At 73.8% G+C, this 11,072-nt stretch carries 11 protein-coding genes; 1 reads left to right on the top strand and 10 read right to left on the bottom strand.

Annotated features, from left to right (window positions below):
* Positions 1-146: 146 nt before the first annotated feature.
* From ACZ4VL_RS39265 to ACZ4VL_RS39220, 10 genes are all read right to left on the bottom strand, one after another.
* The gene (locus ACZ4VL_RS39265) at positions 147-1,649 is read right to left on the bottom strand and encodes an NADH-quinone oxidoreductase subunit N (RefSeq protein WP_468210392.1); all 1,503 of its coding nucleotides are present in this window, start codon (positions 1,647-1,649) and stop codon (positions 147-149) included.
* Positions 1,650-1,819: 170 nt separating this feature from the next.
* On the bottom strand, positions 1,820-3,415 hold the full coding sequence (locus tag ACZ4VL_RS39260) for a complex I subunit 4 family protein (protein ID WP_468210389.1): 1,596 nt from the start codon (positions 3,413-3,415) through the stop codon (positions 1,820-1,822).
* A 14-nt stretch (positions 3,416-3,429) separates the two neighbouring features.
* Positions 3,430-5,433: an NADH-quinone oxidoreductase subunit 5 family protein gene (locus ACZ4VL_RS39255; protein ID WP_468210383.1), complete on the bottom strand. Its 2,004-nt coding sequence runs from the start codon at positions 5,431-5,433 to the stop codon at positions 3,430-3,432.
* A complete protein-coding gene (gene nuoK, locus ACZ4VL_RS39250) occupies positions 5,430-5,789 on the bottom strand; it encodes an NADH-quinone oxidoreductase subunit NuoK (RefSeq protein ID WP_468210380.1) in 360 nt (119 codons plus the stop codon). Before nuoK ends, ACZ4VL_RS39255 begins: the two co-directional genes overlap by 4 nt.
* Complete coding sequence (locus ACZ4VL_RS39245) at positions 5,789-6,436, bottom strand: NADH-quinone oxidoreductase subunit J family protein (RefSeq protein ID WP_468210377.1); 648 nt, start codon at positions 6,434-6,436, stop codon at positions 5,789-5,791. The genes nuoK and ACZ4VL_RS39245 overlap by 1 nt, the downstream gene beginning before the upstream one ends.
* A complete protein-coding gene (locus ACZ4VL_RS39240) occupies positions 6,433-7,062 on the bottom strand; it encodes a NuoI/complex I 23 kDa subunit family protein (RefSeq protein WP_468210386.1) in 630 nt (209 codons plus the stop codon). Before ACZ4VL_RS39240 ends, ACZ4VL_RS39245 begins: the two co-directional genes overlap by 4 nt.
* On the bottom strand, positions 7,059-8,018 hold the full coding sequence (locus tag ACZ4VL_RS39235) for a complex I subunit 1/NuoH family protein (RefSeq protein ID WP_468210374.1): 960 nt from the start codon (positions 8,016-8,018) through the stop codon (positions 7,059-7,061). Before ACZ4VL_RS39235 ends, ACZ4VL_RS39240 begins: the two co-directional genes overlap by 4 nt.
* A complete protein-coding gene (locus tag ACZ4VL_RS39230; RefSeq protein WP_468210371.1) occupies positions 8,015-9,304 on the bottom strand; it encodes an NADH-quinone oxidoreductase subunit C in 1,290 nt (429 codons plus the stop codon). The genes ACZ4VL_RS39235 and ACZ4VL_RS39230 overlap by 4 nt, the downstream gene beginning before the upstream one ends.
* Positions 9,301-9,888: an NADH-quinone oxidoreductase subunit B gene (locus tag ACZ4VL_RS39225; protein ID WP_385673160.1), complete on the bottom strand. Its 588-nt coding sequence runs from the start codon at positions 9,886-9,888 to the stop codon at positions 9,301-9,303. The genes ACZ4VL_RS39230 and ACZ4VL_RS39225 overlap by 4 nt, the downstream gene beginning before the upstream one ends.
* Positions 9,879-10,286 carry an NADH-quinone oxidoreductase subunit A gene (locus ACZ4VL_RS39220; protein ID WP_361090824.1) on the bottom strand — a complete coding sequence of 136 codons (408 nt, stop codon included), beginning with the start codon at positions 10,284-10,286 and terminating at the stop codon, positions 9,879-9,881. The genes ACZ4VL_RS39225 and ACZ4VL_RS39220 overlap by 10 nt, the downstream gene beginning before the upstream one ends.
* Before the next feature lie 147 nt (positions 10,287-10,433).
* Between ACZ4VL_RS39220 and ACZ4VL_RS39215 the strand changes: the two genes are divergently transcribed.
* Positions 10,434-11,072, top strand: a 639-nt coding sequence (locus ACZ4VL_RS39215; protein ID WP_468210366.1) for a sensor domain-containing protein, incomplete at its 3' end; no start/stop codon positions are given.

The following is an 11,072-nucleotide window of genomic DNA, read 5'->3' as shown; positions in this document are numbered from 1 at the left end:
GGGCCCCGGTTCCAGGGGGCCTTTCTTTTTTTGTCAAGTGGGTGGGGGGGCGTCCGTTCTCCTGGGCCACCCCCCCCCCCCCCCCCCTGGGGGGCCGGGGCGGCCGCGGCACGGGCGGGATTGCTCCGTCCGGGTGAGGGCAGGGCCTACAGCGGGAAGAGGCCGCCCGCCGCGAAGCGCAGCACCAGCTGCGGGGCGCCCGACAGCACCACGGAGACGGCGGCCGTGACCGCGATCGCGACGGTGACGGGCCACGGTGTCCCGGTCCGGACCCCGGCGGCGGCAGCGCCGTCCGTCCCCGCGTCCGTCCCCGCGGCGGCCGGGAGCGGCTCGGCGGCGCGGAAGAGCACCGCGGTCCAGCGCAGGTAGTAGTACAGGGCCATGACGACGTTGACGGCCATGACCACGGCCAGCCAGCCCAGGCCGGCGTCCACCGCGGAGCCGAAGACGGCCACCTTGGCGAACAGGCCGATGATGCCGGGCGGCAGGCCGGCCAGGCAGAGCAGGAAGAAGGCCAGGGCGAGGGCGGCGGCCGGCCGCTCGGCGTACAGGCCGCGGTAGTCGCGGATCCGCTGGAGCGGCTTCGTGCGGCCGACGAGGGCGGCGACGGAGAAGGCGCCGAGGTTCACGGCGGCGTACATCAGGGCGTACGCGACGGTGGAGCCGATCTGGTCGCGGCCGGAGTACGCGGCGGCGGCGATCGGGACGAGCAGGTAGCCGGCCTGGCCGACGGAGGACCAGGCGAGCAGCCGTACGGCGCCGCCGGGCCGGTCGGCGGACTGGCGCAGCGCGGCGGCGTTGCCGAGGGTCATCGTCAGGGCGGCGAGGACGGCGAGGGCGGGGCCCCAGACGTCGGAGTACGCCGGGAAGGCGACGACGGTGACGAGGATGAGGCCGGTGAAGCCGACGGCCTTGCCGATCACCGACAGGTAGCCGGCGACGGGCAGCGGCGCGCCGACGTACGTGTCCGGCACCCAGAAGTGGAAGGGCACGGCCGCGGTCTTGAAGGCGAAGCCGACGAGGGTGAGCGCGACTCCGACCATGGCGAGGGTGTCGAGCTGCCCGGGGACGTCCTCCAGCCGGTCGGCGACCTGCACCAGGTGCAGGGAGCCGGTGGCGGCGTAGACGAGGCTGATGCCGAACAGGGAGACGGCGGTGGCCGTGACCGAGGACAGGAAGAACTTGAGGGCGGCCTCGGAGGAGAGCCGGTCGCCGCGGCGCATGCCGACGAGGGCGAAGGCGGGCAGGGAGGCGACCTCCAGGGCGACGATCAGCGTGGCGAGGTCGCGGGAGGCGGGCAGCAGGGCCGCGCCGGCGGCGGAGGAGAGCAGCAGGAACCAGTACTCGCCGGCCGGCATGCGCGCGTCGTGGACGGCGGTGACCGACAGCAGGGCGGTGACCAGGGCGCCGGCCAGCACCAGGAACTGGATGACCAGGGTGAAGTGGTCGGCGGTGTAGCTGCAGGCGGCCGGGTCGCCGGTGAGGCAGAACGTGGCCCGGTCGCCGGCGCGCAGCGGCAGCAGGGAGGCGGTGGCGGCGGCGAGGCCGGCCACGGAGGCCCAGCCGAGCAGCGGCTTGCGGCGCTCGGCGAGGAAGAGGTCGGCGACGAGCACGACCAGCGCGACCGCGGCGGGAATGACCACCGGCATGATCGCGAGCCAGTCGACGCTCTGGACCAGGCTCGCCGCGGAGCCTCCGGCGGCGGTGGCCGTGCCGGCACCGGCGGAGGCGGCGGTGGCCGTGCCGGCACCGGCGGAGGCGGCGGTGGTGGTGGCCGTGCCAGCACCGATGACGGTGGCCGCGGCCGTGATCAGGGCCGTCATGCGTTGCCTCCTGCGAGGAGCTTCTGGACGGCCGGATCGGTGAGGCCGAGGAGGACCGCGGGCCACAGGCCGGCGAGGACGGTGAGGGCGACGAGCGGGGTCCAGGCGGCGAACTCGTACCCCTGGACGTCCGCGAGGGCGGGCACGGCGCCGACCCCGGTCCGCGGCTGCTGCGCGGGGTCGCCCATGCACACCCGCCGTACGACGATCAGCAGGTAGGCGGCGGTGAGCAGGGTGCCGAAGGCGCCCAGCGCCATCCAGGTGAGGAAGGCGGGCCGGGACAGCCCCTCGGCCGGTTCGAAGGCGCCGAACAGGGCCAGCATCTCGCCCCAGAACCCGGCCAGGCCGGGCAGGCCGAGGGAGGCGACGGCGGCGAAGGCCAGCAGTGCGCCGAGGCGGGGGGCGCGGCCGTAGAGGGCGGCGCCGGTGGCTCCGGCGAGGGTGTCGAGGTCGGCGGTGCCGTAGCGGTCCTTGAGTGCGCCGACGAGGAAGAAGAGCAGGCCGGTGATCAGGCCGTGGGCGACGTTCGCGAAGAGGGCGCCGTTGACCCCGGTGGGCGTCATGGAGGCGATGCCGAGGAGGACGAAGCCCATGTGGCCGACGGAGGAGTAGGCGATGAGCCGCTTCAGGTCGCCCTTGTTGCCCTTGCGGGCGAGCCACAGGCAGGCGAGGGAGCCGTAGACGATGCCGACGGCCGCGAACGCTCCCAGGTACGGGGCGAGGGCGGCCATGCCCTCGGGGGTGGCGGGCAGCAGGATGCGCACGAACCCGTACGTGCCCATCTTGAGCAGGACACCGGCGAGCAGCACGGAGCCGACGGTGGGGGCGGCGGTGTGGGCGTCGGGCAGCCAGCTGTGCAGCGGCCACATCGGGGTCTTGACGGCGAGTCCGATGCCGATGGAGAGGGCGGCGAGCAGCTGGGTGGTGTGCGTGAGCCCGCGGCCGTTGTCCTCGGCGAGGGCCACCATGTCGAAGGTGCCGCTGTTCAGGCCGATCAGCAGCAGGCCGAGCAGCATGACGACGGAGCCGAGGAGGGTGTACAGGATGAACTTCCAGGCGGCGGCCCGCCGCCCGGCACCGCCCCAGCGGGCGATGAGGAAGTACATCGGGATGAGGACCGTCTCGAACGCGAGGAAGAACAGCAGCAGGTCGAGGACGGCGAAGGTCGCGAGGGTGCCGGTCTCCAGGACGAGGAGCAGCGCGACGAAGGCCTTCGGGGAGGCGCCCGCCGGGGGCTTGAAGTAGCTGTAGAGCGCGCAGAGGAAGAACAGCAGCGCGGTCATCACGACGAGGGGGAGCGAGATGCCGTCGACGCCGAGGTGGATCCGGACGTGCAGGGCGGGGATCCAGCTGAGGTCCGTGGTCGCCTGGAAGCGGCCGGGGGTGTCGTGGTCGAAGCCCGCGGCGAGGGCGAGCGCGGCGACGAGGACCGCGCCGGTCACGCTCACGCCGTGGCGGAGCACGGCCTGTTCGGGGCTCCGGCCCTTGAGGCCGGGCGGGGCCGGCAGCAGGGCCGCGGCGGCACCGAGGAGCGGTGCGGCCACGGTGAACGCCAGCAGGAACTGCATCACGGTCGGGCTGATATCGATCACGGCTGACTCACGGCTCACGATCCGGCGTTGACGTTGGCGAGGACGGCGGTGGCGATCGCCAGCACCACGGCTCCGGCGAACAGGGCGCTCAGGTAGGTCTGCACGTTGCCGGTCTGGGCGCGGCGGACGAGGCTGCCGAGCAGCCGGGGGCCGGCGCCCGCGCCGCTGACGTACGTCTCGACGACCTCGCGGTCGAGGAAGCGGACGAGGCCGGCGGCCGCGCGGACGGGCCGGACGAGGAGCCGGTCGTAGACGGCGTCGAGGTGGAAGCCGACGGCGGCGTGCCGGTGCAGCGGTCCGAGCAGCGCCCGCCCGGGATCGGGGGCGGGGCCGGCCGGGACGGCGGGGTGGTCGTGGGTGACCTCGGCGACCTCGGGGGTCTCGGCGGCGGATTCCGCGGCGGCGACGGACGCGGACACGGCGGCTTCGCGGAAGGTGCCGGCGGCGGCCCGGGCTGCGGCGCGCTGCCACAGGGCGTAGGTCAGCACGGCGCCGACGGCGGCTGCGCCGGTGCTCAGCAGCACGGTGGCCGGGGTCGGGGTGAGCTGCCCGCCGTCGAACCAGTCGGCGAGCGGGACGGCGGCGAGGCCGAAGGCGACCGAGGGGACCGCGAGCAGCCACAGCACGCCGGTCATGGCGAGGGGCTCCTTGCCGTGGTCGGGGGCGGGGGCGCCCTTGCCGCGGAAGGCCATCAGCCACAGCCTGGTGGCGTAGGCGGCGGTGAGCAGCGCGGTCAGCAGTCCGGCGACGAGCACGAGCCAGCCGACGGCGCCGGGTACGGACGCGGTGTGGCCGGCCGCGGCCCGCTCGGCGGCGACGAGGACGGCTTCCTTGGAGAAGAAGCCGGCGAACGGCGGGATCGCGGCGAGCGCGAGCAGGCCGATCGTCATGGTCCAGAAGGCGTCGGGGATGCGCTTGGCGAGGCCGTCCATGCGGGCCATGGCGGCCAGGGAGTTGGTGCCGGCCGCGTGGATGATCACGCCGGCGCCGAGGAAGAGGAGCGCCTTGAAGGCGCCGTGGGACAGCAGGTGGAAGACGGCGGCACTGCGGTCGCCGACGGCGAGGGCGCCGGTCATGTAGCCGAGCTGGCCGATGGTGGAGTAGGCGAGGACGCGTTTGACGTCGTCCTGGGCCAGGGCGGCGAGGCCCGATCCGATCATGGTGGTGGCGGCCATGGCGGCCATCACGACCAGGGCGGCCGCGGAGGCCGTGAACACGGGCAGCAGCCGGGCGACGAAGTACACGCCGGCGGCGACCATCGTCGCGGCGTGGATCAGCGCGGACACCGGGGTGGGGCCGGCCATGGCGTCGGGGAGCCAGGTGTGCAGCGGGAACTGCGCGGACTTGCCGGCGACGCCTGCGAGCAGGAGCAGCGCGGTCAGCGTCGGGTGGTCGAGCCCGCCGCGGGCGACGGTGTCGAGGACCTCGGTGATCTGGAAGGACCCGGCGTCGGTGGCGAGGGCGAACAGGCCGATGAGGAAGGGGACGTCGCCGAGCTTGGTGACGAGGAAGGCCTTCAGGGACGCGGAGCGGGCCGCTTCGGTCTCCCAGTAGTGCCCGACGAGGAAGTAGGAGCAGATGCCCATGACTTCCCAGCCGACCAGCAGCACCATCAGGTCGCCGGTGTAGACGACGACCAGCATGGCGGCGGTGAACAGGGAGACCAGGGCGGCGTACGAGGGGTAGCGCGGGTCCTCGCGCAGGTACGCGGTCGAGTACAGCTGGACGCAGGTGGAGACGATGCCGACCAGGACGGCGGTCAGCACGGCGAAGCCGTCCAGGTACAGCGACAGGTCGATCGGCACGGAGCCGGTCGGGGTGAGCTGGGTCGCGGTCTCGATGGGCTGTCCGCCGCCCTGCCGGACGGCGACGAGCACGGCCAGGACGGCGGAGGCCAGGGCCGGGAGCACGGCGAGCGGCCGGACGAAGCCGGGGGCGGCGCGGCCGAGGAGCAGTCCCGCGACAGCGCCCAGGAAGGGCAGGAGGGGGACGAGGACGGCGAGGGTCGTGGTGCTCACGCGGTGGCCTCGCTCCGGGGGTGCAGGGGGTCGGCGGGGACGGGCTCGTGGCCCTCGAGGGTGTCGCGCAGCCTGTCGACGTCCGAGGTGCCCCGGTTGCGGTACACCATCAGCACGATCGCGAGGCCGATGCCGATCTCGGCGGCGGCGATGGCGATGGTGAAGAGGGTGAGGGCCTGGCCGGCGTGCAGGGTGTCGCGGAGCCAGACGTCGAAGGCCACCAGGTTGAGGTTGACGGCGTTGAGCATGAGCTCGACGGACATCAGGACCAGGATGGCGTTGCGGCGTGCCAGGACTCCGTACAGGCCGGTGCAGAACAGCAGCGCCGCGAGTACGGCGGGGTAGGCGAGGTGCATCAGCGCGTCCCCTTGTCGCTGGTGACGGGGGTGGCGGCGGTGGCGGGCGCTGCGCCGGCGGCGGGCGCCGCGGGGGCGTCGGTGTCCTTGCGGGACAGCACGACGGCGCCGATGAGGGCCGCGAGGAGGAGGACGGAGAGCGCCTCGAAGGGCAGCACCCAGTGCTGGAAGAGGATCTCGCCGGAGACCTTGGTGGATCCCTGGACGGGCCCGTCGAGGTCGATCCACGTGGTGCGGAAGGCGTCGACGACGACCCAGACGAGGGCGGCGGCGGCCACGGCGGCGACGCCGAGCGCGACCCACCGGTTGCCGGAGTCGGCGTCCGGGGAGCGGCCGATGGGCGCCTTGGTGAGCATCAGCCCGAACAGCAGCAGGACGACGACGGAGCCGAGGTAGATCAGGACCTGGACCCAGGCGATGAACTCGGCGGTGAGCAGCAGGTACTCGACGGCGATCCCGCCGAGCGCGACGACCAGCCACAGGGCGGCGTGGACGAGCTGGCGGGTGGTGACCGTCATGACGGCCGCGCCGAGGGTGGCGAGGCCGACGAGGAGGAAGGCGATCTCGACGCCGGTCGGGGACAGGAACCCGCGGTCGGCCGTGGCCGTCGCCGCGGCGGCGGCGGCCAGGGTGAGTGCGGGGGTCACGCGTCTGCCTCCCCAGGGGTGGGCGCACCGGTCCCGGGCGCGGCGGGTCCGGCGGGTCCGGCGGAGCCGGCGGCGGCCCGGGCCTCGGCCTCGGCTGCCGCGGCGGCCGCTTCGGCCTTCTCCGCGGCCTTGCGGGCGGCGGCGAGTTCCTTGGGCTCCTCGGCGGCCGGGTCCAGGGCGGGCGGGGCCGGGACGGTCCACATCCACTGGCGCAGCTTGTCGCGCTCGTGGGTCAGTTCGAGGATGTCGGTCTCCGCGTACTCGAACTCCGGCGACCAGAAGAGGGCGTCGAAGGGACACACCTCGATGCAGATGCCGCAGTACATGCAGAGGGAGAAGTCGATCGCGAAGCGGTCGAGGACGTTGCGGCTGCGCTCGCGGCCGCCGGGGGTGGCGGCGGGCACCGTCTCCTTGTGGGAGTCGATGTAGATGCACCAGTCGGGGCACTCGCGGGCGCACAGCATGCACACGGTGCAGTTCTCCTCGAACAGGCCGATGACCCCGCGGGTGCGGGGCGGCAGTTCGGGTTGCACGTCGGGGTACTGGGCGGTGTGCGAGCGCTTCGTCATCGTGCGCAGCGTCACGGCGAGGCCCTTGGCGAGGCCGGATCCGGGGATGGGCATCAGCTGATCGCCACCTTCACGATGCCGGTGAGCGCGATCTGGGCGAGCGCGAGGGGGATGAGTGTGGTCCAGGCGAGCTTCTGGAGCTGGTCCTCGCGCAGTCGCGGGTAGCTGACGCGCAGCCAGATGACGACGAAGGCGAGGACGGCGGTCTTCAGCAGGGTCCAGCCCCAGCCGCCGCCGAAGGGCCCGTGCCAGCCGCCGAGGAAGAGGACGGTGGTCAGGGCGCACAGCACGACGATGCCGGCGTACTCGGCGAGCAGGAACAGGGCGAAGCGGAGCCCGGTGTACTCGGTGTACGCGCCGAAGATGATCTCGGAGTCGGCGATGGGCATGTCGAAGGGCGGGCGCTGGAGTTCGGCGAGGCCGGCGGTGAAGAAGACGAGCGCGCCGGTGATCTGCCAGGGCAGCCACCACCACTGGAAGGCGTCGACGATGCCGGGCAGGGACACGGTCCCGGCGGCCATCGCGACGGAGGCGGCGGCGAGCAGCATGGGCAGCTCGTACGCGAGCAGCTGGGCGGCCGTGCGCAGGCCGCCGAGCAGGGAGAACTTGTTGGCGGAGGCCCAGCCGGCCATCAGGCTGCCGAGCACGCCGACGCCCATGACGGCGAGGACGAAGAACAGGCCGGCGTCGATGACCTGGCCGACCGCGCCTTCGCCGGGCCCGATGGGGATGGCGATGAGGACAAGGAGGTAGGGCAGCAGGGCGACGGCCGGGGCGAGCTGGAAGATGCGGCGGTCGGCCTGGGCCGGGACCACGTCCTCCTTCTGCGCGAACTTCACGCCGTCGGCGACGAGCTGGGCCCAGCCGTGGAAGCCGCCGGCGTACATGGGTCCGAGGCGGCCCTGCATGTGGGCCATCACCTTGTGCTCGGTCTGCCCGACGACGAGCGGGAGCACGAGGAAGACGGCGAAGACGAGGAGCAGCCGCAGGCCGACGTCGAGTACGTCGTTCACGCGTCGCCTCCGGTGTCTGCGTCGTCGGGGGTGGTGTCGGGGGCCCGGTCGGGGGTCCGGTCCGGGGTGGTCTCCGGGTCGGGTCCGGCCTTGCGGGGTGGCCCGGCCGGCGGTTCGCCCGGTGCGCCCTCGTCGAAGGCGGGCTTCGGATCGTGCCAGGGCGCGTCCGAGCTCCGCCGCGCGGGCGGTTTCCGCGCCGCGCCCGCGTCGCCGGTGGCTCCGGCGGCCTGGCTGGCCGACCCGTCGGCGGCGGACCGCGTACGCCGTGCGGGCCGCACCGGGGCCTCGGCGCCTTCGGCCCCGGCGGCTGCGTCCGCGGCACCGGGGGCGGCGGGCGCGGCCTGGCTGGCCGACCCGTCGGCGGCGGACCGCGTACGGCGTGCGGGGCGGGCCGGCGGCTCCGCCCCGGCGTCCGGGGCGGTGGTGTCCGCCGGGGCGGGTGCCGCCTGGCTGGCCGAGCCGTCGGCCGCGGACCGGGTGCGCCGCACCGGCCGGGCGGCCGGGGCCTCGGCGGCGGTCGGCGTCCCGGCGGCCGCATCGGGAGCGGCGGCTCCGGTTGCGGGGGTGCCTTCGGCGGTCTGGCTGGCCGAGCCCTGCGCGACCGAGCGGGTCCGCCGGACCGGGGCGCCCTCGCGCGGGGTCCGGGCGGCGGCACCGGCGCCCGCCGCGCGCGGCGTGCGCGCCGGGCGGGCCGGGGCGGGCGGGAGCTGGCCCTTGAGCGGGCCCCAGTCGTTGGGGTCGGGTACGCCCGGCGGCAGCATCTGCCGTCGCTTGGGGCCGCCTTCGGCGTCGGCGCCCTCGCCCGGCTCCTTGGCACCGGGCCAGGCCTTGGCGACGCGCGCGGCGAGGACGAAGTCCTTGCGCAGCGGGTGCCCCTCGAAGTTCTCGGGCAGCAGCAGCGGCACCAGGTGGGGGTGGTCGGTGAACACGACCCCGAACATCTCGTAGGTCTCGCGCTCGTGCCAGGCCGCTCCGGCGTACACGGCCACCGCGGACGGCAGGGAGGGCGCCGTGTGCGGGACGGTCGTGCGCAGCAGCAGCCGCCGTACGCGGTGGTCCTCCAGCGACACCACGTGCGCGCACACCCGGAAGCCGGTGCCGGGCTCGTCGACGGCGCTCAGCCAGTCGAAGTAGGTGCAGCCCAGCTTGTCCCGGGCGATCTCCAGGGAGGGGATCCAGCTGCCGACGGGCACGTCGACCGTGAGGACGTCGTACGCGACCTCCGCCACGGCCTCCGGCACGAAGACCGTCGCGGCGGCGTCGGGGAGCGAGTCGTAGAGGTTCATGCGCCGGCTCCCGGGGCGGGCGGGGGCGTGACCAGGCCGCTGGTGAGCTGTGCGACGGACGGCCCCTGGGTGTAGCGCTCGGCGAGCGACTCCCGAGCGATCTTCTCCTGGAGCTTGAGGATGCCCTGGAGCAGCGCCTCCGGGCGGGGCGGGCAGCCGGGGACGTAGACGTCGACCGGGATGATCTGGTCGACGCCCTTGGTGACGGAGTACGAGTCCCAGTACGGCCCGCCGCAGTTGGAGCAGGCGCCGAAGGAGATGACGTACTTCGGCTCGGGCATCTGCTCGTAGAGCCGCTTCACGGCCGGGGCCATCTTGTCGGTGACCGTGCCGGAGACGATCATCAGGTCGGCCTGGCGGGGGCCGGGCGCGAAGGGGATGACGCCGAGCCGGATGAAGTCGTGCCGGGCCATGGAGGCGGCGATGAACTCGATCGCGCAGCAGGCGAGGCCGAAGTTGAAGACCCACAGGCTGTAGCGGCGGCCCCAGTTCAGGACGACCTTCATCGGCTCGGGGGCCAGCCGGGACAGGACGCCGAGGCGGCGGGGCTCGGGCAGCAGCTGGGGCTCGGGTGTCACGTCCATTCCAGGACGCCCTTCTTGTACGCGTAGAGCAGGCCGACGGCGAGGAAGCCCAGGAAGAGGAACATCTCCACGAGCGTGGTGGCGCCGTAGCCCTCGGCGGCGAAGACCGTCGCCCACGGGAAGAGGAAGATCGAGTCGACGGCGAAGATCACGTAGAGGAACGCGTAGACGTAGTAGCGGACCTGGGTGTGCGCCCAGCCCTCGCCCACCGGGTCGACGCCGCACTCGTACGTCAGCAGCTTCTCGGGGGTCGGGACGACCGGGCGCAGCAGCCGGCCCGCGCCGAAGGCGACGGCCACGAAGAGCACACCGATCACGGCCAGCAGGCCGACGACCGAATAACTCCGGAAATAGTCCGCCGCGAGCACGGTTACGGTCGATACCGTTGGGTCGGGCACGTCCGTTCCTCGCTCCTTGGCCACTGTCGACGATCTGGTACGGACGGGAGTCTAGGGCCTGCTTCACACAGGGTGGGGTTATCCCCCGTTTACTGCGGCCCGGCCTCCCCATGGCACCGGCCCGGCGGGATTGGCAGGCTGTGCCGCATGACCACGAGCACCCCGGCCCCCGACAACGACCGCCCCCCTCCCGTCCGCGCGGCCCTGGGAGCCGCGACGTGGAAGGAGGTTGCCCATCTCCTGAGCAATCTGCCGGCCACCCTGTTCGGGTTCGTCTACACCGTGGCCGCACTGTCGATCGCGGGTGGTTTGTCCGTGACCGTGGTCGGCCTTCCGCTGCTCGCCCTCGGCCTGTCCGGATCTCGGCAGGTGGGACGGCTGGAGCGGACGCGGGCCCGGCTGCTGCTCGGCGTGCGGGTGGAGGAGCCGACGCCGCTGCCGGGTCCCGGGCGGGCCGGCGGGTTCTTCCCGTGGCTCTTCAGCGCGGTCAAGGACCCGGTGGCCTGGCGGAGCGCCCTGTACGAGCTGGTCCGGCTGCCGTGGGGGGTGCTCACCTTCACGGTAACGCTGGTCGGTCTGTTCATGCTCTGGCCGGTGCTGCCGTACCTGACGCGGGCGCTGACGAACGTGGACCGGGCGCTGGTAGGGGCCCTGCTGTCGCCGTCGGACGAACTGGAGCGGCGGATCGCACAGCTGGAGTCGGACCGCGGGGTGGTCGTCGACACCGCCGCCGCCGACCTGCGGCGCATCGAGCGGGACCTGCACGACGGGGCCCAGGCCCGGCTG

This window comes from Streptomyces sp. NPDC029014, from assembly GCF_055564695.1.
This window is presented reverse-complemented; position numbering and strand designations above follow the sequence as displayed.